At 70.3% G+C, this 25,611-nt stretch carries 27 protein-coding genes; 18 read left to right on the top strand and 9 right to left on the bottom strand.

Features of this window, described 5'->3' with window-relative positions; translation table 11 throughout:
* The first annotated feature begins 2 nt into the window (after nucleotides 1–2).
* Both FGM06_RS00860 and FGM06_RS00855 read left to right on the top strand, forming a co-directional pair.
* Entirely contained in the window at nucleotides 3–1,055 is a 1,053-nt protein-coding gene (locus tag FGM06_RS00860; protein WP_144796547.1) for an Mrp/NBP35 family ATP-binding protein, read from the top strand.
* Nucleotides 1,052–1,390: a hypothetical protein gene (locus FGM06_RS00855; protein ID WP_144796545.1), complete on the top strand. Its 339-nt coding sequence runs from the start codon at nucleotides 1,052–1,054 to the stop codon at nucleotides 1,388–1,390. The genes FGM06_RS00860 and FGM06_RS00855 overlap by 4 nt, the downstream gene beginning before the upstream one ends.
* Nucleotides 1,391–1,414: 24 nt before the next feature.
* Here FGM06_RS00855 and FGM06_RS00850 read toward each other — a convergent pair whose 3' ends face one another.
* A complete protein-coding gene (locus FGM06_RS00850) occupies nucleotides 1,415–1,882 on the bottom strand; it encodes a hypothetical protein (RefSeq protein WP_144796543.1) in 468 nt (155 codons plus the stop codon).
* 140 nt (nucleotides 1,883–2,022) lie between these two features.
* On the opposite strand from FGM06_RS00850, the gene FGM06_RS00845 reads away from it, so the two are divergent.
* Nucleotides 2,023–3,153, top strand: a complete 1,131-nt coding sequence (locus tag FGM06_RS00845) for a CobW family GTP-binding protein (protein ID WP_394348604.1) — start codon at nucleotides 2,023–2,025, stop codon at nucleotides 3,151–3,153.
* Between the two features lies 1 nt (nucleotide 3,154).
* On the opposite strand, the gene FGM06_RS15905 is transcribed toward FGM06_RS00845, so the two are convergent.
* Nucleotides 3,155–3,307 carry a hypothetical protein gene (locus FGM06_RS15905; RefSeq protein ID WP_004046465.1) on the bottom strand — a complete coding sequence of 51 codons (153 nt, stop codon included), beginning with the start codon at nucleotides 3,305–3,307 and terminating at the stop codon, nucleotides 3,155–3,157.
* Nucleotides 3,308–3,469: 162 nt separating this feature from the next.
* Here FGM06_RS15905 and FGM06_RS15900 point away from each other — a divergent pair, with 162 nt between their 5' ends.
* Nucleotides 3,470–3,637 (top strand): hypothetical protein, encoded by a 168-nt coding sequence (locus tag FGM06_RS15900; protein ID WP_186310937.1) that lies wholly within the window; start codon nucleotides 3,470–3,472, stop codon nucleotides 3,635–3,637.
* A 57-nt stretch (nucleotides 3,638–3,694) separates the two neighbouring features.
* Here the strand turns inward: FGM06_RS15900 and FGM06_RS00840 are convergent, their stop codons facing one another.
* A complete protein-coding gene (locus FGM06_RS00840; RefSeq protein ID WP_144796541.1) occupies nucleotides 3,695–4,864 on the bottom strand; it encodes a glutathione-independent formaldehyde dehydrogenase in 1,170 nt (389 codons plus the stop codon).
* 248 nt (nucleotides 4,865–5,112) lie between these two features.
* Here FGM06_RS00840 and FGM06_RS00835 point away from each other — a divergent pair, with 248 nt between their 5' ends.
* The 3 genes from FGM06_RS00835 (at nucleotide 5,113) to FGM06_RS00825 (ending at nucleotide 8,084) form a co-directional block, all read left to right on the top strand.
* Nucleotides 5,113–5,430, top strand: coding sequence for a DUF5785 family protein (locus tag FGM06_RS00835; RefSeq protein WP_144796539.1), 318 nt, complete (start codon nucleotides 5,113–5,115; stop codon nucleotides 5,428–5,430).
* Nucleotides 5,431–5,949: 519 nt separating this feature from the next.
* A complete protein-coding gene (locus FGM06_RS00830; protein ID WP_144796537.1) occupies nucleotides 5,950–7,041 on the top strand; it encodes a DUF1611 domain-containing protein in 1,092 nt (363 codons plus the stop codon).
* Nucleotides 7,038–8,084 (top strand): dipeptide epimerase, encoded by a 1,047-nt coding sequence (locus tag FGM06_RS00825; protein ID WP_144796535.1) that lies wholly within the window; start codon nucleotides 7,038–7,040, stop codon nucleotides 8,082–8,084. The genes FGM06_RS00830 and FGM06_RS00825 overlap by 4 nt, the downstream gene beginning before the upstream one ends.
* A 48-nt stretch (nucleotides 8,085–8,132) precedes the next feature.
* Here FGM06_RS00825 and FGM06_RS00820 read toward each other — a convergent pair whose 3' ends face one another.
* Nucleotides 8,133–9,011, bottom strand: a complete 879-nt coding sequence (locus FGM06_RS00820; protein WP_144796533.1) for a PspA/IM30 family protein — start codon at nucleotides 9,009–9,011, stop codon at nucleotides 8,133–8,135.
* A 166-nt stretch (nucleotides 9,012–9,177) separates the two neighbouring features.
* Here FGM06_RS00820 and FGM06_RS00815 point away from each other — a divergent pair, with 166 nt between their 5' ends.
* Both FGM06_RS00815 and FGM06_RS00810 read left to right on the top strand, forming a co-directional pair.
* Nucleotides 9,178–10,149, top strand: a complete 972-nt coding sequence (locus FGM06_RS00815) for a sugar phosphate isomerase/epimerase family protein (protein WP_144796531.1) — start codon at nucleotides 9,178–9,180, stop codon at nucleotides 10,147–10,149.
* A 19-nt stretch (nucleotides 10,150–10,168) separates the two neighbouring features.
* Nucleotides 10,169–11,326, top strand: coding sequence for a Gfo/Idh/MocA family protein (locus tag FGM06_RS00810; protein ID WP_144796529.1), 1,158 nt, complete (start codon nucleotides 10,169–10,171; stop codon nucleotides 11,324–11,326).
* 35 nt (nucleotides 11,327–11,361) lie between these two features.
* On the opposite strand, the gene FGM06_RS00805 is transcribed toward FGM06_RS00810, so the two are convergent.
* Nucleotides 11,362–11,838 carry a type IV pilin gene (locus tag FGM06_RS00805; RefSeq protein ID WP_144796527.1) on the bottom strand — a complete coding sequence of 159 codons (477 nt, stop codon included), beginning with the start codon at nucleotides 11,836–11,838 and terminating at the stop codon, nucleotides 11,362–11,364.
* A 204-nt stretch (nucleotides 11,839–12,042) separates the two neighbouring features.
* Here FGM06_RS00805 and FGM06_RS00800 point away from each other — a divergent pair, with 204 nt between their 5' ends.
* Nucleotides 12,043–12,657, top strand: coding sequence for a YIP1 family protein (locus FGM06_RS00800; RefSeq protein ID WP_144796525.1), 615 nt, complete (start codon nucleotides 12,043–12,045; stop codon nucleotides 12,655–12,657).
* 95 nt (nucleotides 12,658–12,752) lie between these two features.
* Nucleotides 12,753–14,921, top strand: a complete 2,169-nt coding sequence (locus FGM06_RS00795; RefSeq protein ID WP_144796523.1) for a DHH family phosphoesterase — start codon at nucleotides 12,753–12,755, stop codon at nucleotides 14,919–14,921.
* 115 nt (nucleotides 14,922–15,036) lie between these two features.
* Here the strand turns inward: FGM06_RS00795 and FGM06_RS00790 are convergent, their stop codons facing one another.
* Both FGM06_RS00790 and fer read right to left on the bottom strand, forming a co-directional pair.
* Nucleotides 15,037–15,591: a DoxX family protein gene (locus tag FGM06_RS00790; RefSeq protein ID WP_144796521.1), complete on the bottom strand. Its 555-nt coding sequence runs from the start codon at nucleotides 15,589–15,591 to the stop codon at nucleotides 15,037–15,039.
* 123 nt (nucleotides 15,592–15,714) lie between these two features.
* Entirely contained in the window at nucleotides 15,715–16,374 is a 660-nt protein-coding gene (gene fer, locus FGM06_RS00785; RefSeq protein ID WP_144796519.1) for a ferredoxin Fer, read from the bottom strand.
* 161 nt (nucleotides 16,375–16,535) lie between these two features.
* Here fer and fen point away from each other — a divergent pair, with 161 nt between their 5' ends.
* The 4 genes from fen (at nucleotide 16,536) to gcvPB (ending at nucleotide 21,096) form a co-directional block, all read left to right on the top strand.
* Nucleotides 16,536–17,513 (top strand): flap endonuclease-1, encoded by a 978-nt coding sequence (gene fen, locus FGM06_RS00780; RefSeq protein WP_144796517.1) that lies wholly within the window; start codon nucleotides 16,536–16,538, stop codon nucleotides 17,511–17,513.
* A gap of 267 nt (nucleotides 17,514–17,780) precedes the next feature.
* The gene (gene gcvH / locus FGM06_RS00775; protein ID WP_144796515.1) at nucleotides 17,781–18,164 is read left to right on the top strand and encodes a glycine cleavage system protein GcvH; all 384 of its coding nucleotides are present in this window, start codon (nucleotides 17,781–17,783) and stop codon (nucleotides 18,162–18,164) included.
* Between the two features lie 172 nt (nucleotides 18,165–18,336).
* Complete coding sequence (gene gcvPA, locus FGM06_RS00770) at nucleotides 18,337–19,665, top strand: aminomethyl-transferring glycine dehydrogenase subunit GcvPA (RefSeq protein ID WP_144796513.1); 1,329 nt, start codon at nucleotides 18,337–18,339, stop codon at nucleotides 19,663–19,665.
* Entirely contained in the window at nucleotides 19,666–21,096 is a 1,431-nt protein-coding gene (gene gcvPB / locus FGM06_RS00765) for an aminomethyl-transferring glycine dehydrogenase subunit GcvPB (RefSeq protein ID WP_144796511.1), read from the top strand. It abuts the gene before it with no gap.
* Between the two features lie 28 nt (nucleotides 21,097–21,124).
* Here gcvPB and FGM06_RS00760 read toward each other — a convergent pair whose 3' ends face one another.
* Both FGM06_RS00760 and FGM06_RS00755 read right to left on the bottom strand, forming a co-directional pair.
* A complete protein-coding gene (locus tag FGM06_RS00760) occupies nucleotides 21,125–21,781 on the bottom strand; it encodes a helix-turn-helix domain-containing protein (RefSeq protein WP_321167639.1) in 657 nt (218 codons plus the stop codon).
* 262 nt (nucleotides 21,782–22,043) lie between these two features.
* The gene (locus FGM06_RS00755) at nucleotides 22,044–22,520 is read right to left on the bottom strand and encodes a cupin domain-containing protein (protein ID WP_144796509.1); all 477 of its coding nucleotides are present in this window, start codon (nucleotides 22,518–22,520) and stop codon (nucleotides 22,044–22,046) included.
* A gap of 119 nt (nucleotides 22,521–22,639) precedes the next feature.
* Between FGM06_RS00755 and FGM06_RS00750 the strand changes: the two genes are divergently transcribed.
* The 3 genes from FGM06_RS00750 to FGM06_RS00740 all read left to right on the top strand — a co-directional run bounded on the left by FGM06_RS00750 (nucleotide 22,640) and on the right by FGM06_RS00740 (nucleotide 25,407).
* Entirely contained in the window at nucleotides 22,640–23,572 is a 933-nt protein-coding gene (locus FGM06_RS00750) for an NADP-dependent phosphogluconate dehydrogenase (protein WP_144796507.1), read from the top strand.
* Nucleotides 23,573–23,678: 106 nt separating this feature from the next.
* Complete coding sequence (locus FGM06_RS00745; protein WP_144796505.1) at nucleotides 23,679–24,023, top strand: DUF5802 family protein; 345 nt, start codon at nucleotides 23,679–23,681, stop codon at nucleotides 24,021–24,023.
* Nucleotides 24,024–24,498: 475 nt separating this feature from the next.
* Nucleotides 24,499–25,407, top strand: a complete 909-nt coding sequence (locus tag FGM06_RS00740; RefSeq protein WP_144796503.1) for a Vms1/Ankzf1 family peptidyl-tRNA hydrolase — start codon at nucleotides 24,499–24,501, stop codon at nucleotides 25,405–25,407.
* Nucleotides 25,408–25,611 lie beyond the last annotated feature (204 nt).

Genomic DNA, 25,611 nt, shown 5'->3' with positions numbered 1-25,611 from the left:
GCATGAACGAAGCGGACGTGCGGGAGCGGCTCGCGGACGTGCAGGACCCCGACCTCGGGGGCGACATCGTCTCGCTCGGGCTGGTGAACGACGTCACCGTCGAGGAGGGGGACGGCGACGGGGGGACGGTCCGCGTGTCGCTCGCGCTCGGCGCGCCCTTCTCGCCGCACGAGTCGGCGATCGCCGAGGACGTGCGGGCGACGCTCGCCGACACCGAGTTCGACGTGGAGCTCTCGGCGTCGGTCCCGGACGAGCTGGACGCTGACGAGCAGGTGCTCCCGGGCGTGAAGAACGTGATCGCAGTCGCCTCCGGGAAGGGCGGCGTCGGGAAGTCGACGATGGCCGTCAACGTCGCCGCGGGGCTCTCGGAGCTCGGCGCGCGCGTCGGGCTCTTCGACGCCGACGTGTACGGGCCGAACGTCCCGCGGATGGTGTCGGCCGAGGAGCGCCCGCAGACCGACGGGGAGACCATCGTTCCGCCCGAGCGGTTCGGCGTGAAGCTGATGAGCATGGATTTCCTCACCGGCGAGGACGACCCGGTCATCTGGCGCGGGCCGATGGTCCACAAGATCATCACGCAGCTCGTCGAGGACGTCGAGTGGGGCGAGCTCGACTACCTGATCATGGACCTGCCGCCGGGGACCGGCGACACCCAGCTCACCATCCTCCAGACGCTCCCGCTGACGGGCGCCGTGATCGTCACGACCCCGCAGGAGGTCGCGCTCGACGACGCGGTGAAGGGGCTTCGGATGTTCGGCAAACACGACACGAACGTGCTCGGGATCGCCGAGAACATGGCCGGCTTCCGCTGTCCGGACTGCGGCGGCTTCCACGAGATCTTCGGCTCCGGCGGCGGGAAGGCGCTGGCACAGGAGCACGAGCTCCCCTTCCTCGGCGGCGTCCCGCTCGACCCCGCGGTCCGGACAGGCGGCGACGAGGGCGAGCCGGTGGTACTCGGTGAGGGCGAGACCGCCGACGCGTTCCGCGTGATCGTGGAGAACGTCGCGAACAACGCCGGCGTCGTGCGCCGCCGCGGGGTGAGCGAGGGGCGATGAGCGGGGAGCGTGGAGGCGACGGAGATGGCGACCAGCCGACCGAGAGCCGCGACCCCGCCGACCCCCTCGACGCGGCCGGCGTCGATCCGGTCGTCCCGGAGTCGGCCGCGGCCGCGGCCGCCGGGGAGTTCCCGGACGACGACGAGGTCCGGGAATTCCTCCGCGAGGTCGCCGCCGACGTGCGCGGCGACAGCTCCGAGAGCAAGCAGCTCTCGGCGATCCTCTACCGAGTGTCGGACCTGTACGATTCAGAGGAGCAGACATCGCCCGAGGAGATCTACCTGAACGTCCGGCACATCATGAAAATCAAAGAGCAGGGCGGGATCGAGCGCTGACCCGCGTCCGGAACCGCCCGCGGATTACACCTCCTCGTCGAGCACCGTCTCGTCGCCGTGGCGGACCTCGACACGCTCGGGAACCGACGCCTCGATGAACGCGACGGCGACCTCGTAGGGATGCGTTTGGCCGATATCGGAGCACGGATCACCGTCCCAGTCCGGGTCGTCCTCCGTGGTCAGTCGGAGCAGCAGGCGGTCGTCGTCGAGTGTCGCCTCGATCAGGTCGACCTGATAGCACTCTCGCGACCCGTCGAGCAGCCGTCCCCTGACGGTGAGGCGTGGCGGATCGGCGTCGACCGCGCGGATCAAGACGGCGTCGTCGTGCGGACTCGGCTCCTCGAATTCGAACTCCCCGGTGTGCTCGCGCCGGAGCGTCACCTCGGCGCCGTCGACGGTCTCGGGGATCTCGCCCCACGGCGATACGGGACAGCCCGCGAGCGGGGCAGTCGAGACGGCGGCCGCGGTCGAGAGGAGGGCTCTGCGGCGCATGCGCGGAAACGGTCCGGCCGTCGGGGAATGCTTTGTGGGACTCGGGGCCCTCGTTCGCCCGGTCGACGGCGCCGTCGGCGTCGGTGACGCTCCCACCGATCGATCGTTTCATACTGGTAGCACGTCTCGTGGTAACACACATGATCGACGACGACCGGATCCCCGTCACCGTCCTCAGCGGGTACCTCGGCGCCGGGAAGACGACCATGGTGAACCACCTGCTCGCGAACCCGGGCGACAGGCGGATCGCCGTCATCTTAAACGACATGGGCGAGGTGAACGTCGACGCCGAGCTCGTCGCGCGCGAGAACGACGAGGAGGGGATCGTCGACCTCTCGAACGGCTGTATCTGCTGTCGGCTCCAGGACGATCTGCTGAGCGAGGCCGCGGCGCTCGCGGAGTCGCGGGAGTTCGACTACCTCCTCGTGGAGTCGTCGGGGATCTCCGAGCCGATCCCGGTCGCGCGGGCGTTCACGGAGGGGACCGACGACTCCGATATCGACCCCACCGAGCGCTTCCGGCTCGACACGATGGTGACGGTCCTCGACACGTACGGCTTCTGGAAGGAGTTCGACGCGGGCGAGTCGCTCCCGGGCGACGGCGAGCCGGCGGCCGACCGCCCGCTCGCGGACGTGCTCGTCGAGGGGATCGAGTTCTGCGACGTGCTCGTGTTGAACAAGACGGACATGGTCCCCGACGACGTGCTCGACGAGATCGAGTCGGTCGCCGATCGCCTCGGCCCGCGGGCGAAGCGGATCCGGACGAGCTACTCCGAGGTCGATCCCGGCGACGTGCTCGACACGGGGCTGTTCGACTTCGAGACGGCCACGCGGTCGCCCGGGTGGAAGCGCGCGATCGCGGAGAGCGAGGCCGACGGCCACGGCGAGGTGGGCGGGGCGGGCGAGGGACACGGCCACGACCACGCGGAGGGCGCCGCCGCGGCCCACGGCGTCGACTCGTTCGTCTACCGCTCCGCGGAGGCCCTCGACCCCGAGCCGTTCGCGGCGTGGCTCGACGACTGGGACGGCGCCGTCGTGCGGGCGAAGGGAGTCGCGAACGTCGCGGGGACCGACGAGGTCATCGGGGTGAGTCAGGCCGGCCCCTCGGTGCAGGCCGGGCCGATCGGCGAGTGGGGGCCGGACGACGACCGGCGCACGCGGCTCGTGTTCATCGGCAGCGAGATGGACGAGGCGCGGATCCGGCGAGAGCTCGACGAGCTGGCCGCGCCTGCCGGCGACGCGGCGTCGGCCGTCGACGCCTTCCCGCTCTGACTCAGATCCCCAGCTCGGCCTGCAGGTCGTCCCAGTCCTCGTGGAACCCGTGGGTGGACTCGGTCTCGGCGCCGACCGCCGACTGGTAGACGTCGTCGTACTTCAGCAGCTCGCCCCACCCGTCGTGGAACGCCCAGTTGCAGTACTTACACATACGGGTCGCAACGCGCGGGACTGACATACGGGTTTCGGCGGTGCGGGCGGTGGGGTCCCTCTCCACGCCGACGGGGAACACGAGTCGCGAGCGCCGACAGAGTGAAGCCCGCTCGTGGCGTACGGTACCTATCGACGCGGTATCGACCGCGACGAGACACTCATGGTCACGTACAGGCGCGGCGGACACGTACAGGGCGGGGACGAGGCGGTCGAACGCACCTGCGAGCACTGCGGCTGGCACTGCGTCGCCGACGGCTACCCGGAGCTGATCGGGCGGTACCAATCGCACCTCCGAGACGAGCATCCAAAGGCGTGGCTCCGGGCCTGACGGTCGGAGACGTTCGAAAAAGTCGGAACGACGGCGGCGAGGCCGCGCCTCGGCGACTCAGGGTTCGAGTAGGACCTTCGTGACGCCCTCCTCGCGGGCGTCGAACGCCTCGTACATCTCGGGCGCCTCGTCGAGGTTGACGCGGTGGGAGACGACCCAGCTCGGGTCCGCGCGCCCCTCGATGATCATGTCACGGAGGTACCGGTTGTACTCCTTCACGTTACACTGGCCCGTGCCGCACTTGAGTCCCTTCTCGAAGAACTTCCCGAAGTCGATGCCGAGACGGCCCTGCGCGGCCATGTCGTCGGGCGCGCCCGGGTCCTCCGGCACGTAGAGGCCGGGGATGCCGAGCTGGCCCGTCGGTCGGACCACGCGAATGAGGCTGTTGATCACGACCGCCGGATTCTCTTTGGCCGGCTGGTAGGAGTAGTCCTCGGATTCGGTGTCGACGTCGTCCGGGTCGGTCGCCTGATAGCCGACCGCGTCGACGCCCTTGTCGACCATTCCGCCGTGCTCTTCGATGATCTGGTCCACCGGGTCGCCCTCGGAGAAGTCGATCGGGGTGGCGTCGCAGTGGTCCTCGGCCAGCTCTAACCGGCTCGGGACCTGGTCGACGACGTAGATCTCTGCGGCCCCCTTGATCTTCGCGCTGTAGGCGGCCATCAGGCCGACCGGGCCCGCCCCGAAGATGGCGACGGACTCGCCGGGCTGGAGGTTCGCCAGCTCCGTGCCGTGCCACCCAGTCGGGAAGATGTCCGCGAGCAGCGAGAACGCGTCCTCGTGTTCGCGTCCCTCGGGCAGTTTCAGCGCGTTGTGGTCGGCGTACGGGACGCGCAGCTTCTCCGCCTGTCCGCCCGGATACGGCCCCATGGCGACGTAGCCGTACGCGCCGCCCGCGAAGCCGGGATTGACGTTGGTACAGAAGCCGGTGTACCCCTCCTCGCAGTTCTGACAGAAGCCGCAGGAGACGTTGAAGGGCATCACCACGCGGTCGCCCTCCTCTAGGGTCGAAACGGCCTCGCCGACTTCGGAGACGATCCCCATGTTCTCGTGGCCGAACACGATCCCCTCTTCGGCCGCGGTCCGACCCTCGTACATGTGCAGGTCGGAGCCGCAGATGCACGACGTCGTGATGTCGACGACGACGTCGTTCGGGTGTTCTATCTCCGGGTCATCTACTTCTTCTACGGCCACGTCGTACGGGCCTTGATAAACGACAGCCTTCATGATGTGATCCAACGTAACACAACATCGCAGACATTCTAAATGTTTTTCCGTTATTGATATGGTTAATAAATTATAGTACAATTCAATTAATCTTCAGTTACTTGGTGATCGGAGGGCCCTGCACGCGTCGAAGACTCGGGGCCGGGCGCGGGGACCTCCGTGTCGGTGGTCTGAGGTGGGGCCGTCGGGGGATCGAACCGGCGCCCGGGGAGCGCAACGACTTTCCTGCGGCACGGTAAACGGGGGGTATGGACTGGCCACACGACCCCGACGGCGAGCAGGGCAGCGAGGGCAGGCGGCAGTACGGCCACGCCGTGCTCGCGAAGAAGATCGACGAGGCGGAGGACTTCCCGCTGACGGCCGCGGAGTACGTCGAGCAGTACGGCGACCACCCGATCCGGATCGACTTCGAGACGGTCGTCTCCGTCGCGGAGATCTTCGAGGGCGTCGAGAAGGAGGAGTTCGCCGACTTCGTCGAGTTCCACCAAGAGCTCGGCCGCGCGATGCGCGAGAACGGCTACTGGTTCTACGAGGGGGCCGACCAGTTCGTCGACGGCAGCGCCTGAATACGCGGTTTTGGATCTCGGTGTCGTTCTCTTATACGAAGCCCTCGTCGTTCGGCTATACGTAGTCGAGGAGAGATCGACGGAGAACTCGTTCAAAGCCCCAACCGCGAGGACGGCGCACGCTCGCTGTGCGCTTCGGTCGTTCACTTCGTTCACTCCCTGCAGTGCTTACGTCGTCATCAGAACGCGAAGCGTTCTGATTGGCTCACGAGAGCTCCGCTCTCGTGAACGCCTGCGCCGTCCTCGCGACTGCCCCTTTGGATCCCGCCCCGCACAGCGACCGCAGCCTCACACCTCCCCAGCCTCGTCGGTCGTCCTCCGCGTTGCTCCGGACGACCGAGCTCTCTCGCGCGTGCTGACTCGCGCCCAACCGGGCGCTCGCAGGCACGCGCCACCGCAGTTCGTTTATAATATGTCACGGCGTGCGTTCGACTCACGCTCGGTGAGAGTGTCGCGACCGAGCCGACCGGTCGTCGGGCGCCCGACTCTTTTAAGCCCGCCCGGGGCGAGCGCTCGGACATGAGCGACGAACGGATCGTCATCCTCGCCCACGAGAAGTTCCCCGACCGCGCGAAGACCGCGCTCGGCGTGATGCGCTACGGCGACCAGGACGTGCGCGCCGTTCTCGACCGCGACCGCGCCGGCGACCGCGTCGCCGACCACGCGCCGGACCTCGCGGACGCGCCGATCGTCGAGTCGTTCGACGAGGCGTACGCGGCCGCCGACGGCGACGTCGACGCCCTCTACATCGGGATCGCGCCGATCGGCGGCGGCTTCGACGAGTCGTGGCGCGGCGACGTCGAGGCCGCGATCGAGGCCGGCTGCGACGTCGTGAGCGGGCTCCACTACTTCCTCAACGAGGACGAGGAGCTCGCCGCGCTGGCCGCCGAGCACGGCGTCGACCTCGTCGACGTGCGCGAGCCCGACGACGACCTGACGGTGGCGACGGGCGCCTCGGGCGACGTCGACGCCGACGTGGTGTGTACGGTCGGCACCGACTGCTCGGTCGGGAAGATGACCGCCTCGCTGGAGATCGTCGCCGCCGCCCGCGAGCGCGGGATCGACGCGGCGTTCGTCCCGACCGGGCAAACCGGGATCATGATCGCCGGCTGGGGGAACCCGATCGACCGCGTCGTCTCCGACTTCACGGCCGGCGCGGTCGAGGACATGCTCGTCGAGATCGGCGACGACCACGACCTCCTCGTCGTCGAGGGACAGGGGAGCATCATTCACCCCGCCTACTCGGCGGTCACCTGCGGTATCCTCCACGGCTCGATGGCGGACGGGCTCGTCCTCTGTCACGCGGCGGGTCGCGAGGCGATTCACGGCTACGAATCCTTCTCGCTCCCGCCGCTCGCCGACTACATCGGCCTCTACGAGGGGCTCGCGGCCCCCGTCCGCGAGGCGAGCGTCGTCGCCGGCGCGCTCAACACGAAGGACGTCGCCGACGACGGCGCGGCCGCCGACGCCGTCGCCGGATTCGCGGCGGAGGTCGGGGTGCCAGCCGCCGACCCCGTCAGGGACGGCGCCGACGCGATCGTCGACGGGATCGTCGCGGCCGGGCTCGGCGGAGAGATCGCGGCCGCCGACGGGGAGACCGGCGACGAATGAGCCTCGAGACCGAGTTCGAGCGGGTCTCGCTCCCCCTCGAGGACCCGTTCACGATCTCGCGCGGCACGCAGACCGAGGCCGAGAACGTGATCGTCCGGATCGCGGACGACGCCGGGATGACCGGCGTCGGCGGGGCCGCCCCCGCGGCCCACTACGGCGAGACGGCCGCCACCGTCGAAGCGGTGCTCCCGGACCTCCTCGCGGTCGTCGAGGCGGTCGATGATCCGCACGCGATCCGCGAGATCGAGTCGGAGATGGCGGCCGCGATCGGCGACAACCCGGCCGCCCGGGCCGCCGTCTCGATCGCCGTCCACGACCTCGCCGCGAAGCGGCTCGGCGTCCCGCTGTATCGGCTGTGGGGCCTCGACCCGTCGACCGCGCCGGCGACCTCCTACACGATCGGGCTCGACGAGACGGAGCGCGTGCGCGAGAAGGCCGCGGCGGCGGTCGACGCCGGCTACCCGATCCTCAAGATCAAGCTCGGGACCGACCGGGACCGCGAGCTGATCGACGCGGTGCGGGAGGCCGCTCCCGACGCCCGGCTCCGCGTCGACGCGAACGAGGCGTGGACCCCCCGCGAAGCGGTCGAGAAGAGCGAGTGGCTCGCCGGCCGCGACGTGGAGTTCGTCGAGCAGCCGGTGCCCGCCGAGGACCCCGAGGGCCTCCGGTTCGTCTACGAGCGCTCCGCGCTCCCGATCGCCGCCGACGAGTCGTGCGTGACGCTCGAAGACGTCCCCGCGGTCGCCGACCGCTGCGACATCGCGAACCTGAAGCTGATGAAGACCGGCGGCCTGCCGGAGGCGCGGCGGATGATCGCCGCGGCGCGCGCCCACGGGCTGGAAGTGATGTGCGGCTGCATGATCGAGTCGAACGCGTCGATCGCGGCGGCCGCGCAGCTCGCGCCGCTCCTCGATTACGCCGACCTCGACGGCTCGCTGCTGCTCGCGGAGGACCCGTACGACGGGACCGGAATGGAAGGCGGAGAGATCCGACTCGGAGGGCAGGAACGGGCGGGGACCGGAGCGCGGCTGCTGTCGGAGTAAGAGACGGAAGCGGAACGAAATCGGGGACTGGAACGCGGAGACGCGACGTCAGTTCCGCGGCTCGTCCGCGTCGACCTCGGACTCCTCTAGCTCTACGTCAACCTCCTCGTCGGCGTCACCATCGAGGTCGGCCTCGAGGTCCTCCTCGTCCATCTCGCTCTCGATGTCGGCGAGCTCCGCGTCGATCTCCTCGTCGGTGCTGGCGTCGGCGTCGTCGCTCGCGGGTTCGCCCTTCCCGAGCTCGCCCTTGAGCGTCTCCAGCTCGGCGTCGACCTCGCTGTCCGTCGAGAGGCTCTCCAGCTCGCGGTCGATGCTGTCCTTGTCGGAGAGCGCGTCCTCGAAGGCGCCGGACTCCTCCAGCTCGTCCATCGCCTCCGCGCGCGCCTCCATCTCCTCGGTGCGCTCCTCGGCGCGCTCGATCGACCGGCTCACGTCCTCCATCTCGTCGCCGACGCCGGTCATCGCCTCCGAGACGCGAGAGGACGCCTCCGCGGCCTCGTAGCGGGCCTTCATCGTCTCCTTCTTCGTGCGGAACTCCTCGATGCGGTTCTGGAGCTTGTTCTTCTTCTCGACGAGCTGATCTTGGGTGTCGTTCAGCTTCGCGATCTGCCCCTCCAGCTCCTCGATCTGGGTCATCTTCGACTTCTTCTTCTCGAGGGCCTTCCGCGCGAGGTCGTCGCGGTCCTGCTGGACCGCCTCGCGGGCCTGTCGGTTGTGCTTCTCGACGTTCTCCTCGAGCTTGCGCTTCTGGATCTCCAGGCGCTTCTTCTGGGTCGTCAGGTCGGCGATCCCCTGTTTGACGTCCTGGAGCTCGTCGCGCATCTGTTCGTACGAGTAGTCGAGCGACTCCGTCGGATCCTCCGCCCGGTTCAGGAGGGCGTTCACCTTCGAGCGGATGACGTAGGAGGCGCGCGAGAGGATTCCCATAGTCCGTCATACGCGTTCCACCCGTTAAAACCTCATGTGGTTCGCGGCCTTGCGTCGGGCCGAAACGGGGCCGAAACCGCCCGGAACGGGAGCGGGACTCGGTCACAGACCCGTCTCTACCGTCACTACCTGAAGATTTATTCGAGGTGTTGTACTATTTTCGCGCATGGACATCGGCGTACTGACCGTTCCGTTGGGCGGTGAATCGATCGAGGACGCGGCCGCGTATCTCGACTCCATCGGGGTCAACGCGGTCGAACTGGGCGTCGGGGGGTGGCCGGGCGAGGACCACGTCGACCGCGAGGCCCACCTCGCAGACGAGGGCGCGCGCGAGGAGCTGCTCGGGCTCCTCGACGAGCACGGCCTCCGGGTCTCGGCGCTGGCGACCCACAACAACCCGCTCCATCCCGACGAGGAGCGGGCGGCCGAGGCCGACCGCGAGCTCCGGGAGGCGATCGAGCTGGCCGACCTGCTGGGCGTCGGCACCGTCACCTGCTTCTCCGGACTCCCCGCGGGCGCGCCCGGCGACTCGACGCCGAACTGGGTCACGGCGCCGTGGCCGAGCGAGCACGCCGACGCCCACGAGTACCAGTGGGACGAGGTCGCGATCCCGTACTGGGAGGACCTCGCGCAGCACGCCGAGCATCACGGGGTCGACGTCGCCATCGAGATGCACCCGAACATGCTCGTCTACGAGCCGACCGGGATGCTCGCGCTGCGCGAGGCGACGAACGAGCGGATCGGCGCCAACTTCGACCCGTCGCACCTCTACTGGCAGGGGATCGACGTGACGGAGGCGATCCGCTTTCTGGGCGATCACGACGCGATCCACCACTTCCACGCGAAGGACACGAAGGTGTACGACTCCATGGCTCGCGTGAAGGGCGTGCTCGACACGACGAGCTACACCGAGGAACCCGACCGCTCGTGGCTGTTCCGCTCGATCGGCTACGGCCACGACGAGGGCCACTGGAAGGACGTCGTCTCGACGCTCCGGATGGTCGGCTACGAGGGCGCGCTCTCGATCGAACACGAGGACTCGCTCACCTCCTCGCGCGAGGGGTTAGAGAAGGCGGTCGACGTGCTCGACCGCGCCGTCTTCGAGACGCGACCGGGCGACGCCTACTGGGCGGAGTAAGACGGAGGGCGAGATCACGATGACACGAGAGCCACTCAAGATCGGCGTGCTGGGGTATCGGTTCATGGGCAAGGCGCACGCGAACGCGCTGGCGAGACTCCCGATGTTCTTCCCGGACGCGCCCGCGGTCGAGCGACATACGCTCGTCGGGCGCGACGAGGAGGCGCTCGCCGAGGCCGCGGAGCGGTTCGGCTTCGCGCACACCGCGACCGACTGGGAGGACGCCCTCGACGAGGTGGACGTCTTCTACAACCTCGGGCCGAACCACGTCCACGCGGAGCCGTCGATCGCGGCCCTCGAGGCGGGCGTCCCGGTCCTCTGCGAGAAGCCGCTCGCGCCGACGCTGGACGAGGCGGCGGCCATGCGCGACGCCGCCGCCGACGCCGACGTCCCCGCGGGGACCGCGTTCAACTATCGATTCGTCCCGGCGATCCGCTACGCGAAGGGCCTGATCGAGGACGGCGAACTCGGCGAGATCCGACAGATCCGCGGGCGATACCTCCAGGACTGGCTCGCGGACCCCGACGCGCCGTGGGCGTGGCGGATGGACTCCGAGATGGCGGGCTCCGGCGCGCTCGGTGACCTCGGCGCGCACACGATCGACCTCGCCGACTTCCTCGTCGGCGACGAGGTCGGCGGGATCGACCGGCTCTCCGGCCACCTGAAGACGTTCGTCGACGAGCGGCCCGTCTACGAGGACGGCGAGGGCGGGAACGACGGCGGTGAGCGCGACGTGGCGGAGTACCGCGACGTGACCGTCGACGACGCCTACTCCGCGCAGGTCGCCTACGAGTCGGGGGCGATCGGGACGTTCGAGGCGAGCCGGTTCGCGACCGGCCATAAGAACGACCACGCGGTCGAGGTCCACGGCTCGAAGGGGAGCCTGAAGTTCTCCTTGGAGCGGCTCAACGAGCTGGAGGTGCTCCGCGAGGGCGACCGCGGCTACCAGACGGTGCTCGTCACCGACGAGACGGACCCGTACGTCGACCGGTGGTGGCCCCCCGGACACGTCATCGGGTGGGAGCACACCTTCGTCCACGAGAACTACGAGTTCCTCTCGGCGGTCGCCGAGGGCGGCGAGTTCTCCCCGTCGTTCGCGGAGGGGTACGAGGTCCAGAAGACGCTCGACGCGATCGAGCGCTCCGACGAGCGCGGCGAGTGGGTGTCGGTGGAGTAGCGAGCGCGGCTCGGCTCGATTCGTCTCCGTGTCCGTCAGAACCCGCCGCCACCGCCGCCGAGCGGGTCCGCGCCGGCCCCGCCCTCCTCGGCCCACTCGCTTATCGCCGAATCCTCGCCGTCGTAGCTGCCGAGCGTCTCGCGGGTGTCGAACGCCACCGGCTCCCACACCACGTCGAACTGCTCGTTCCCGGTCGCGTTCGGGACGACCACGCGGTCGCCGGGCTCGACGACCCCGTCGCCGGGCCACGCGCCGAACTCGACCTCGCCGTCGGGGTCCTCGCCGCGGACGTACAGCTCCTCGGCCGGGACGGGCTCGGGGCCGGCGGCGACGACGACGAGGTCGCCGCCATCCCGCTCGACCTGGAACTCCGCGTCCGGCGGCGCGACCCCGTCGATCAGGCCGAACATCGCGGCACCCACGATCGCCAGCAGGAGGACGACGACGCCGACGAGCAGCCCCGTGCCGGCTATCGGGGTGAACCCCCGTTCGTCGCTCCGGAAGGCGCGCATTCGGCTACCGCTCCGCGCGCCCCGGTATAAGGGTTTACCCGCCGCTTATCAGACGGGAGAACGGGCGGATGCCGACGCCGACCTCGCCCGAGCGGCGGCGCCTCGGCCGCGATCCCCTCCTCGATGACCGCCCGCGGGCGCCGGGAGCCGCGCGGACCGCTCCCGAACCGGAACCCCGTTATCCCACCCGGACGAAGGGCGGGCGTGACACACTGGACCGAGGACCCGGTCGGCGGGCGAGCGCGGGGACCGCGCGGGCTCGCTCGCGCCTGGGTCGAGGCCCTCGTCCGGCCGCGTCGCCTCTTCGCGAACGGCGTGGCGCCCGGCGACCAGGCGCCCGCGCTGACGTTCGCCGTCGCCGTCGCCGGCGCGTTCGCGCTCGGCTGGATGGTCGCGGACCCCGCCGCAGTCCCCGGAGTGGTCGCCTCGGTGCCGGTCTCCGCGTTCGTCGCCTTCCTCGTCGTGATCGCGCTCGCGGCCCCGGTCGGGCTCCACCTGACCGCGGCTGTCGCGACGGTGAGCGTCATCCTCGCCAGCGTCGAGATCGACGGCGGGCTCTCGCTACGGGACCGCGGCGGGGTCAGCGAGACCGTGCAGGTCGTCGCGTACGCCAGTTCGCCGATGGCGCTCGCCGGGCCGCCGGTCCCGGCGCTGCGGATCGCCTGCGGCGCGTACGCGGCGGCCCTGCTGCTGATCGGCTTCCGGGTCGTCCACGGGACCTCGTGGCCGCGCACGCTCGTCGCCGCGATCCCGCCCGCGCTGCTCGGCTACGGCGTCGGCTACCGCGTGATCGCGTCGGCTCGAACGCTGTTCGCGTAATCCGTCCGGCGGTCGCCGCGGCGGGCGTTTCCGTCGAGAGGCTCCCGCGAGGCTTTCGACAACCGTTTTAGGCCCGAGGCTCTCGGTGTACTCAAATGGGATCCTGTATCATCTGTGGCGTCGACGTCGACGGCGGCGGGCGCATCTGCGACCCGCACCAGGAGGACGTTGTGTTCGACTTCCGCGGGAACTCCCCCGACCAGCTCGTGTCCGACCGGTTCTACCGCGGCGTCGTCGACGGCTACGCCGAGTTCGGCGTGTTCGTCGACCTCTCCCCGGGCGTGACCGGGCTGCTCCACCGGTCCGAGCTCGACCGCCGGCTCGACAGCCTCGACTGGGAGCCGGGCGACGAGGTGTTCGTCCAGGTGAAGGGCGTCCGCGACAACGGGAACATCGACCTCGCGTGGTCGATCCGACAGGCCGACCGCGAGTTCCGCGGCGTGCTCGTCCAGGACGGCGACACCGAGTACCTGCCGGACGAGGACGCGGAAGACGAGGAGACGGACGACGGGGACGCGGCCGACGAGACGGAGTCCGACGAGGCGGCCGAGGAGGAAGCGGCCGACGAGGGCGAAGTAGCCGAGGACGAGGAGAGTGAGGCGACTGCCGAGACGGTCGAGGACGACGAAAGCGAAGCGGACGAGACGGAAGCGGTCGACGCGGCGAAGGGATTCGAGGCCGACGAGCCCGAGCCCGACGCGGTCGACGCGGAGTCCGAGACCGACGATGACGCCGGAACCGACGAGCCGGACGAGCTCGACGACGACCGCGAGCGCGTCGAGATCGGCGGACTCTCCGAGGCCGTCGGTGACGCGGTCCGGATCGACGGCGAGGTCGTCGGCGTCCGGCAGACGGGCGGCCCCACCGTCTTCGAGGTGCGCGACGAGACCGGCGTCGTCGACGTGGCGGCGTTCGTCGAGCCGGGCGTCCGCGCGTACCCGAACGTCGAGGTCGGCGACGCGGTCCGGATCGACGGCGAGGTCGAGAGCCATCGGGGCGACGTGCAGGTCGAGTCCGAGGCGCTCGTCCTCCTCGAGAGCGAGGAGGCCGAGGCGGTCCGCCGCCGGCTCGCGGAGGCGCTCACGGACGAGGCGCGCCCCGAGGGGCTCCAGCCGCTCGCGGGCGACGAGACGGTCGCGCAGCTCGCCGACGGGCTGCTCGATGCCGCGGAGGCGGTCCGCCGCGCGGTCCTCGAATCGCGCCCGATCGTCGTGCGCCACCCCGCCACCGCCGACGGCTACGTCGCCGGCGCGGCGGTCGAGCGCGCCGTGCTCCCGCTGATCCGCGACGAGCACGCCAAGAGCGACGCCGAGTACCACTACTTCACCCGCCGCCCGCTCGACGACCCGGTGTACGGGATGGACGCGGCGACGAACGACGCGACCCGCATGCTGCAGGACCGCGACCGCCACGACGAGAAGCTCCCGCTGTTCCTCCTCGTCGGCACCGGTTCGACGGTCGAGTCCGCGGACGGCATCGACCTGCTCTCCGTCTACGGCGTGGACGCGGTCGTCGTCGACGCCGAGGTCGCCGACCCCGAGACACGCGAGGCCGTCGACACACTCGTCTCGCCGGAGATCGAGTCGATCGAGGGCGACCTCTCGACGGGCGCGCTGGTCGCCTCGCTGGCGTCCGCGATCAACGACGAGGTCCGCGCGGACCTGCGGCACCTCCCGGCCGTGAGCTACTGGGCCGAGACCCCCGACCGCTACGTCGACCTCGCCCGCGACGCGGGCTACGACGTCGAGCGCGTCGCGGAGCTCCGCGAGGCCGTCGCGCTGGAGGCGTACTACCAGTCGTACCAGGACAAGCGCGAGCTCGTCGCCGACCTCCTCTTCGAGGACGGCGGCAACCTCGCCGCGCACGTCTCCGAGCAGTTCCGCGAGAAGCTGGAGACCGAAGTCGAGACCGCGACCGCCAACGTCGTCACCGAGGCGGTCGACGGCGTCGAGTTCGACGTGCTCGACACCGACGGCTACACCCACCGCTACGACTTCCCGCCGACGCCGCTCCTGCTCGACGACCTCCACCGTCGGCGTGCGAACGGCGAGGCGCACGCGACCGTCGGCATCGGCACCGACGAGCTGTACGTCCGGACGAGCGAGGCGGTCTCCGTCCGCGACGTGGCCGAGCGCGCGGCCGAGCTCGCGCCCGGCGCCGACGTCACCACGGCCGGGCTCCGCGAGGGCAAGATCGAGTTCCTCTCGGGCGAGCGCGACGCCGTGGAGGACGCCGTCGTCGCCGCCGTCGCAGAGGAGTTCTAAGAGACCCCGACGGGGACGCGGTCGGCGCGCTTTCGCGGAGTGACGAGGTGGCTCCCGAGGGATCGAATTCTGCGGACGGCTCTGGTTTTCAAGTCGACTCGGCCGAAGGCGGCGGTCAGCCGAGGAGGTAGCGCGTCCAGGGGTACCGCTCGACGAGCGGCTGCCCGCCGACCTCGTACTGTTCGACGTACGAGTCGAGGCCGAGGACGCGCCCGGCACCGAAGGCGGCGACCGAGAGGAACACGAGCATGTACGCGAAGTCGCCGTTGATGTAGCCGTGCGAGATGTCCCAGTTCCCGAGATAGAAGAGGAGCATCATGAACGCGCCCCAGAACGCGGCGAGCCGCGTGAGCAGGCCGACGATCACGCCGAGCCCGATGAGGAGCTCTCCCCACGGCACCGCGACGTTCACGAACTCGACGAACCACGCGGTCTCGCCCATCGCGGCGAACAGCCCGGCGGCCGGACTCCCGTTCCCGGCCGGGGCGTTCAGGAGGTAGCCGGACGCGCTGAACTCCCCGCTCAGGACCTTATCGAGGCCGCTCTGGAAGAACGCCAAGCCGATCATCAGACGCAACGCGAGGATGAACCAGACGCTGAGCGTGTGGAGCTGTCCCTCCACCGAGATCCCGCCGACCGTGCTCCGAAGTGTCACCTCACTCGAACTCATATCAGACGACAAATCAACAATCACATATATAACTATCTTTGGGGATGATTGGTCGGCACCGAAATTCACTGTCTTCAGGCTCCGAACGGCTCGTTCCCGGGGCGAAGCGGCTTTCGCGTTCGATCACCGCCGCGTAAACGGTCCCGGCGGCAGGATGAGGTCGTCGAGCTCGGCGAGGTGTTTCACGTTGAACACGACCTTCAGCTCGTCGCTCAGCGGGTAGCCGTTACACGAGAGGCGGAACCCCTCCTCGGCGAGCTCGTCGGGCATGATGTGGTTGGCCGGCTGCGAGAGCTCGCCCTCGACGAGGTACACCGCGCAGTTCGCGCAGGCGCCGCCGCGACAGGAGAACGGCCAGCCGAATCCGCGATTTTCGGCCGCTTCGAGCAGGCTCTCGTCCGGCCGGACGAGCAGGCGACCGTGCTCGGCCGCGCCGAGGTCGGCGTGCGACGCCTTCCGGAAGAGGGCGTCGTCGTCGAGCGACCAGCCGTAGTCGGCGAGCGCGTCGTAATCGAGGAACTCGACGCGCGCCGGCTCCACCTCGGCGGCCTCGCCCTCGTCGTCCGTCAGGTCGACGTCGGCGGCGGCAACCGCGCCGTCGCTCCCGTTCCCGTTTCGGCTCCGCTCGTCGAGCTCGCGGTAGGCGCGCCTGACGAGCTGGAACTCCTCGAGCGTCCCCCCCTGGTCCGGATGCGCCTCCTTCACCCGATCGCGGTAGGCGCGCTCGACGGCGGCCTCGTCGGCGTCTTCGTCGATCCGCAACACCTCGAACGGCGAGACCATTCGCTACCGAATCCTAGTCGACTGACGCACATAAACGCCCCACAAGCCGGCAGCGCGGGACGGCGGCTCGGCGCACGGAGACCGGCGCGCGCCGGCCCCGAAATAGGGCCACCGCCGCGCGAGTCGATGGTTTAAGAGCCGCGGCGCCCAGCAAATGCGTAATGGGAAACGCGGACTTGCGCGCTCTCGCGGCGATCCGGGACGTCGCCTTCGAGGAGATAGAGGGGAGCGTCGTCGCCGTCGACGCGCACAACTGGCTGTATCGGTACCTCACGACGACGGTGAAGTGGACGTCCGAGGAGAAGTACACCACCGCCGACGGCGTCGAGGTCGCGAACCTGATCGGCGTCGTCCAGGGGCTCCCCAAGTTCTTCGAGCACGACCTGATCCCGGTGATGGTGTTCGACGGGGCGGTCACCGACCTGAAGGCCGACGAGGTCGCGGACCGGCGCGAGAAGCGCGAGCGCGCCGAGGAGCGGCGGGCCGCGGCCGAGGAGCGCGGGGATACGGTGGAGGCCGCCCGGCTGGAGGCCCGCACCCAGCGGCTCACCGACACGATTCAGGAGACGACCCGCGAGCTGCTCCGCCTGCTCGACGTGCCGATCGTCGAGGCCCCGGCCGAGGGGGAGGCGCAGTGCGCCCACATGGCCGCGACGGGGACCGTGGACCACGCCGGCAGCGAGGACTACGACACGCTGCTGTTCGGTGCCCCGACGACGCTCCGCCAGCTCACGAGCAAAGGCGACCCGGAGCTGATGGAGCTCGCGGCGACGCTCGACGAGCTCGAACTGGACCGGCAGGGGCTGATCGACGTCGCGATGCTCTGCGGCACCGACTTCAACGAGGGCGTTCACGGCGTCGGGCCGAAGACCGCGGTGAAGGCGGTGAAAGAGCACGGCGACCTCTGGGGCGTCCTCGACGCGCGCGGTGCCGAGATCCCGAACGCCGCCGAGATCCGCGAGCTGTTCATGGACCCGCCGGCGGCCGACGTCGACGTCGACGCCGACGTGAACCCCGACGTGGCGGCCGCCCGCTCGTACGTCGTCGACGAGTGGGGCGTCGCGGCCGACGAGGTCGAGCGCGGGTTCGAACGCATCAGGGAGTCGCAGGTCCAGACCGGGCTCGACCGGTGGTCCTAGCCGGTCCGAGGAGATCGCGCCCCGCCGCGCCTCGCCGCGCTGCGGACGAGCGGACCGGCGAGACGACGGCGCGGTGGCCGCGAACATACCTTTTATTTCCCCTCGCGGGAAGGGAGGATCACACGTGTCGTGGACCATCTCTCGGCCGAGGGTTCCGCCGGTCGACGCCTCGCGGGGACCGGCCCGTCGGCGCCGCGCGGCCCGGCGGTGCGCGTCGACCGGATCCCGCCGGTCCGGCCGAGCGTCCCACGACGACCCCTTTCACCTATGAGCTTCGAAATTCCCGACGAGTTGCGGTACCTGGAATCGCACGAGTGGACCACGACCGGCGGCGACACCGTCCGGGTCGGCGTCTCCGACTTCGCGCAGGACGAGCTCGGCGACGTCGTCTTCGTCGAGCTCCCCGAGGTCGGCGACGAGGTGACCGCCGGCGAAGCCTTCGGCGTCGTCGAGTCGATCAAGGCCGTCTCGGACCTGTACGCTCCCGTCTCGGGCGAGGTCGTCGCCGTCAACGAGGACCTGTTCGACCGGCCGGAGCTCGTCAACGAGGACCCGTACGGCGACGGGTGGCTGCTCGAGGTCGACCCGGCCGAGGGCGGGGAGGCCGAGGGGCTCCTCGACGCCGACGAGTACGACGCGCAGATCGCGTAGCGAACGCGCACGACGTACCGAACCGATCCCCGGACGCGGGACCAACCAGCGGACACACGACCATGACCACCTCACCACTCGACGGACGACCCGGAACCGGACGACAGAGCGACGGCGGACGCGCGGGAGCGGGCCGACGCGCGGGATCAAATCGGCGTGCGGGAGCGGACCGATGAGCGGGGCGGACGGCACCCCGTACGCGCCCCACACGGACGCCGAGACCGCCGAGATGCTCTCGGCGATCGGCGTCGACGACGAGGAGGCGCTGTTCGACATCCCCGACGAAGTCGCCTTCGACGGCGAGTTCGGGATCGAGCCGCGGACGGAGCGGGAGATCCGCGCGGAGTGTTCGCGGATCTTCGGGCGGAACGACGACCTGACCGAGTTCCTCGGCCGGGGCCACTACGGCCACTACGTGCCGAGCGTCGTCGACCACCTCTCGGACCGCGCGGAGTTCCTCACGAGCTACACCCAGTACCAGCCGGAGATCTCGCAGGGGTTCCTCCAGGCGCTGTTCGAGTACCAGTCGATGCTGGTGGAGCTCACCGGGCTCCCGGTCGCGAACTGCTCGATGTACGACGCCGCGACCGCGCTCGGCGAGGCGGCGACGCTCGCGGACCGCGTCCGGTCGACCTCGGGCGACACCGTCCTCGTCCCCGAGCAGCTCCGCGAGGGGAAACGCGAGGTGCTCGCGAACTACTGCGCCGGCGCCGGTCTCACCGTCGAGCGGTACCCGATGGCCGACGGCAACGCCGACGTCGACGCCATCGCCGACCGCGTCGGCGACGACGTCGTCATGGTGTACGCCGAGAACCCGACGGTCCGCGGCTGTATCGAGGAGCGCCTCGGGGCGGTCGGCGACCTCGCGGCCGAGAGCGACGCGCTGTTCGTCCTCGGGTCGGACGTGGTGTCGCTGGCGGTTCTCGAGGAGCCGGCGAGCGTCGGCGCCGACGTCGTCGTCGGCGAGGCGAGCGTCCTCGGGCTCCCGACCGCCTACGGGATGGGGCTCGGGATCTTCGCCTGTAGCGACGAGTTCCTCCGGCAGGTTCCGGGGCGGCTCGTCGGCGCGAGCGAGGACGCCGGCGGCGACCGCGCGTACACCCTCACGCTCCAGACCCGCGAACAGCACATCCGGAAGGAGCGGGCGACCTCCAACATCTGCACGAATCAGGCGTGGGTGGCGCTCCGCGCGGCGATCCACGCCGCGTCGCTCGGGCCGGACGGGCTCGTCGACCTCGCGAACGACTGCGTCCGCGAGGCGGCCGCCCTCGCCGACCGGATAGACGGGTTGAAGGGCGCCGTCGCGCCGGTCCACGACCGACACCACGTCCGGGAGTTCGCCGTGCGCGTCGACCAGCCGGCCGCGGCGATCGCCGAGGACCTGGAGGCCGAGGGGTTCGCGGTCCACGTCGTCGGCGAGCACCTCCTGCAGGTGTGCGTGACCGACCTGAACGCCGGGCGAGCCGACGACCTCGTCGCGGCGTTCGAGGAGGTGATCTGAGTGATCCACGACCAGGCCAACTACGAGCGCGAGACCGAGGACGTCCGTGAGCCGCTGCTCTCGGAGAAGGGGGAGGCGACCGTCGACGTGACGGACGACTCGCCGCTGCCGGACGACCTGACTCGGGACGAGCTCACCTTACCGTCGCCCTCTGAGCCGGAGATCGCCCGCCACTACACCCGGCTCTCGCAGATGAACTGGGCGATCGACTCCGGGCCGTACCCGCTCGGGAGCTGCACCATGAAGTACAACCCGAAGTTCACGGAGGACGTCGCCGCCGACCCGAACGCGGCGGTCCACCCGGACCGCTCCGAGCGGTCGACGCAGGGGAACTTAGAGCTCCAGTACCGGCTCCAGGAGTTCCTCGCGGAGATCGGCGGGATGGACGCCGTGACGCTCCAGCCGCCGGCGGGCGCGGCCGGCGAGCTCACGGGGATCCTCGTCGCGAAGGCGTACCACGAGCACCACGGCAACGACCGCTCCGAGGTCGTGATCCCGGCCTCGGCGCACGGGACGAACTTCGCGACCGCCGCGACCGCCGGCTACGACGTGGTCGAGCTCCCCTCCGGCGACGACGGGCGCGTCGACGTCGAGGCGCTGGAGGCGGCCGTCGGCGACGACACGGCCGCCCTGATGTTGACCAACCCGAACACGGTCGGGCTCTTCGAGCGCGACATCGCGGAGATCGCCGACATCGTCCACGACGCGGGCGGGCTGCTCTACTACGACGGCGCGAACCTCAACGCCCTGCTCGGCCGCGGCCGCCCCGGCGACATGGGGTTCGACGTGATGCATTACAACGTCCACAAGACGTTCGCGACGCCCCACGGCGGCGGCGGGCCCGGTGCCGGCCCGGTCGGCGTCGTCGACGAGCTGGCCGAGTTCCTCCCGGCGCCGCAGGTCCGCGAGAACGAGAACGCCAGCGGGTACGAGGGATTCGAGCCGGAGCGCACGATCGGGAAGGTGCACGGATTCACCGGCAACTGGCTCGTCCTGATCAAGGCGTACGCGTACATCGCCCGCCTCGGCGACGAGGGGCTCGCGGACGCGGCCGCGAAGGCCGTGTTGAACGCGAACTACCTCGCCGAGCGGATCGACCTCGACGTGCCGCACGGCCCCTTCCACCACGAGTTCGCGGCGACGGCGGGCGAGCGCGACGCCGCCGACGTCGCCAAGCGCATGCTCGATTTCGGCGTCCACCCGCCGACGACGAAGTGGCCCGAGATGGTCCCGGAGGCGATGCTGACGGAGCCGACCGAGATCGAAGGGCAGTCCTCGCTCGACGACCTCGCGGAGGCGTTCGACCTCGCGTACGCCGACACCGACGAGGCGCTCGACGCGGCGCCGAACCGGACCGCCGCGGGCCGCATCGACCAGGTCTCGGCCGCGCGGAACCCGCGGCTCTCGTGGCAGGCGCTCGACGGGGAGTAAGGGGAGCCGAGCGTTCCCCCCTCGCCGGCTACGGTTCCGTCGCCGTCACGCCCGACGCCTCGGAGCCGCGGGGCGCGTCGTCCTCTCCCCCGTCGGCGATCTCGTCGATCGACGAGACCGACCTCTCGGTCCCGGCGTCGGCGGGAGCGACCGCACCGAATCCGTCCTCGACGAACCGCCGCATCACCTGTCCCTCGGCGCGGTGGAGCGTCTCGCTGCAGGTGGACTTGGCGATGTCGCGGTCGGCGGCGAGCTCGGTGAGCGTGCACTCCCGCGGCGTGTCGTAGTAGCCCGCCTCGACGGCGGCGCGGACGAGGTCGCGCTGGGCCTCGGTGAGGAGCGGGTCGGGCTCGTCGTCGCCGGTCGACTCGACGGTGGCGCCCGCGACCGCGAGCCGGCGGCCGAACGCGGAGAGCCGCTCGCGGTCGTCGGCCACCACGAGGGTCGCGCACCCGTCCGCGACCTCGACGGGCGACTCGACCGGGACGCCGGCACGGCGCGCGGCCGCGACGTACGACGGCGGCGGCCCGGCCACGCGAACGACCGTCTCCGCTCCCTCGTCTTCGACCACCTCGACCCGATCGACGCGGTCGCGACCGCGGAGGGATTCGACGATCCCGGCGCGGTCGCCCCCCGCCGCCAGCGCGGTGACGTCGCCCCCGTCAGCGGCCACGGTCCCCGTCACGCGGAGCGCCGCGTCCGGACGGGAGCGCGAGGCCTCGCGAGCCAGGAGTCGGTCGGGAGGTCGAGCCGCAGTCGCGTCCGGCTCATCGGTCCCACTCCGCGGTCGTCGTTCTGCCGTCGTGTCGGGACATACGTCTAGAGGCTCCGGCGCCCCGCTCCCTCCCGCTATCTCTTCATGCGTTTCGACGTTAAGTAGCCGATCAACGGTTCGAGGTCGTCGGAATCGGTGCATCCGACCGGTGCATCGAAGTCGAGGGCGACCCTCACATCTCCCAGTAGTCGACGTCGCCGTCGATCTCGTAGTACCCCTCCAGCGAGCGCTCCTCGCGGCCGCCCGGCGGGGACCCGACGTAGACGCCGAAGGTGTCCGAGTCGGGGTAGACGGTCACGTCCGGTTCGGTCATCGTCGACATCGCGAGGTACCGGACCGGCTCGTCGCCCTCGTTGACGACGCGGTGGGCGCCGGACGCGTCCGCCGCGAACGCGACGTAGTCGCCCGCCTCGACGGTCTCGGTCTCGCCGTCGTGCCGCAGGGTCGCCTCGCCCGCGAGGACGTAGATCGCCTCCTCGTTGGCGGCGTGGTAGTGGTACGGCCACGACTTCGCGCCGGCCGGGAGCTCGTAGAGGCTGCAGCCGATCCCCTCGCCGCCGGCCGCCTCGGAGAGCTGCTTCCGGCGGAACCGGGTCTCGCCGCGGTCCGTCTCCGTCCAGTCGAGCTTGCTCTCGTTAACTCGTGGCATGGACGTGGCACTCGGGGGAGGGGCAAAACGGTTGGGGGGTCGCGCGAACGCAGTGACGGGCGCGCGGAGACGGCCGTCGAACCGGAACCACTACGGCGGGCGGTCGCCACCCCTCGCGCATGGAACTCGGCGTCATCGGACTCGGGCGGATGGGGCAGATCGTCGTGAACCGGTCGCTGGAGGCGGGCCACGACGTGGTCGCGTTCGACCTCTCGGCCGAGGCGACGGCGACCGCGGCGGAGGCGGGCGCGGAGCCCGCGGACTCGGTCGAAGACCTCTACGATCGGTTGGACGGGTCCGACGGAGGCGAGAGCGCCGAGGGCGGCAAGCGCATCTGGCTCATGGTGCCCGCCGGCGACGCGGTCGACGCCACCCTCGCGGACCTGGAGCCGCACCTCGACGGCGACGACGTGGTCGTCGACGGCGGCAACTCGCGGTTCCGCGAGTCGGTCCGGCGCGCCGAGGAGACGGACGCCGCCTACCTCGACTGCGGCACGTCGGGCGGGCCGGCCAGCGCCGAGGCGGGGTTCTCGCTCATGGTCGGCGGGCCGGCGTGGGCGTACGAGGCGATGACCCCGGTCTTCGACGCGGTCGCGACCGGGCCGAACGGCCACGACCGGATGGGCGAGTCGGGCTCGGGCCACTACGTGAAGATGGTCCACAACGGCGTGGAGTACGCGCTGATGCAGGCGTACGGCGAGGGGTTCGAGCTGCTCGCCGAGGGCCGGTACGACCTCGACATGGAGTCGGTGGCGCGCACGTGGAACAACGGCGCCGTCATCCGGTCGTGGCTGCTGGAGCTCTGCGAGGAGGCGTTCCGCGAGGAGGGGTCGGACCTCGGCGACGTCGCCGATCACGTCGCCGGCGGCTCTACCGGGACGTGGACCGTCGAGGAGGCGCTCGAACAGGAGGTCCCCGTGCCGATCATCTATCAGGCGCTCGCGGAGCGGTTCGACTCGCGGAACGAGGGTCGCTTCTCGCGGCGGCTCGCGAACAGACTGCGGTACGGGTTCGGTCGTCACGAGGTCGCGCGGCGGTCGGGCGGGGAGTAGGCGTCGATTTATTTTCGGTCGACCGTCGCTGCGTGTCGATTATCAATTTCGACCGTGCTCCGGGTAACGCTTATATACAACCGTGGCAGAGGATGTCACGCATAGCATGTTCGAGCGATTTTCCAGCGGCTACTATCTGGGGGAACTGTACGTCGAGCCCCACGACGGCGACCGCGCCGTCATCCGGCGGGCCGACCACGAGCAGGTCAACGAGCAGCTCTACGCGGACGGCGAGGGGATCGAGCGGCTCGACGCGCCCCTCGTGATGAAGGTCGGCTCGGGTCACATCCCGGTCGCCGGCGACGACGACGTGCCGAGCGGGACGCTCGCGCTCCCCCACGAGCTCGCGGACGAGACCCTCCCGGACCGGAGGAAGGTGTTGCTGGCGGACGCCGATCGGGCGGAGGCGCTGCTGCGGTGGGAAGGGTGGGAGCCGTTCGTGAACGCGTAGTACGACGTGATGGATCTGGTGTTGCGTATCGGTGTCGTCTATGCCTTATAAGTAGTCAGCCGGTGAGCGACGCTGAACACCTCCAAAGCCCCAGCCACGAGGACGGCGCACGCTCGCTGTCGTTCGAGACGCCAAAGGCGTCTCGTGATGACGAAACGGCGGAGCCGTTTCGAACCACGCGCTTCGGTCGTTCGCTTCGCTCACTCCCTGTAGTGCTTCCGTCGCCTGCGCCGTCCTCGCGGCTGCCCCTTTGAGTCCCACCCCGCAACCGCACAGCCCCGCGCCTCACGCCTCCCCAGCCTCGTCGCTGGCGCCGTCGGCGCCAGCGACCTCCCTCGCGCGCGCTGACTCGCGCCCGATGGGCGCTCGCAGGCGCGCGCCACTGCGATTATTTGTAAACAAATATTTATAAACAGAGCCTCATTCGCCTCGCCGCAGACGCACCTTTTAGGTCGCCGGCGGTCGCGGGTTGGGTATGATCGACAGGCTGCTCGGGCGCGCCGAGCTGAAAGAGCGGATCGCGGAGTTGGAGGAGGAGAAGCGCCACCTCGAACGCCGCGCCGAGGCCGAGGAGGAGCGGCGGTCCGATGCGGTCGCCGACCGCCAGCGCGCCGAGGAGCGCGTCAACGATCTCGAACACCGGATCGAGTCGCTGGAGGAGCGGCTGAGCCGGGCGGAGGGCGGGGAGGAATCAGTCGAGTTCCGCCGCGTGAGCGACGCCCGCGGCGCGCGCCTGAGCGACGTCCTCGACCGGTTCCGGGCCGTCGAGAGCGCCGACCCGGAGGGGCTGCTCACGGCGTTCGTCCCGAGCGACGACGCGGTGCCGACGAGCGTGTCGGAGTGGTTCGGCGACCGGACTCGGCTGGTCCGGCGGGCCGCGCCCGCGGTCGTCCTCGCCGACGACTCGGGCGCGGTGAGCGCGGCGATCGCGCCGCCGATCGAGCCCGAGCCCTTCGACCGGTGGGACGACGCCTTCCGGCTGGAGGAGCCGTGGTTCCGTCCGACCGGCCGGTTCGCCTTCGCCGTGGTCCGGTCGGACACGTTCGCGATGGGCACGTACGAGGGGACCGAGCGCGTCGCCTTCGAGGGGTTCGCCTCCGACGTGAAGGGAGCCCACTCGAAGGGCGGCTTCTCGCAGGGGCGCTTCGAGCGCCGCCGCGAGGGCCAGATCGACGACCACCTGAAGAAGGCGAACCGGGAACTGGCCGCCGTCGCCGACGCGGGCGACGTCGATCGCGTGATCGTCGTCGGCGAGCGGAGCGTCCTCGGCGAGGTCCGCGAGCACGCCGACGTCACCGACGTCTCGGACGCGACCGGGAAGCCGAAGGCGGCGCTCGAGAACGCCTTCAGCGACTTCTGGACCGCCCGGATCCACGCGATCTGACCCGAGTCGTCGACACGGGCGCGGGGTCGACCGGACCCGGTGATAGGGAGTGTATAACTATGAAGATCAGTGACAAACTACCTCACGGAGGGACGTCACACGCTCCCTCTCCCCCCTCTCGGCGTTCGTTTTTTCGATCCGTTCCGGAGTTCCGAGCGACGCGTGCTCTCGTCGACCGCCGCCGAGAGGAACAGGCATATGTCG

This window comes from Halorubrum depositum, from assembly GCF_007671725.1.
GTDB lineage: Archaea > Halobacteriota > Halobacteria > Halobacteriales > Haloferacaceae > Halorubrum > Halorubrum depositum.
The sequence above is the reverse complement of the archived record's forward strand: the minus strand, read 5'-3'. Positions and strand labels throughout refer to the sequence as shown.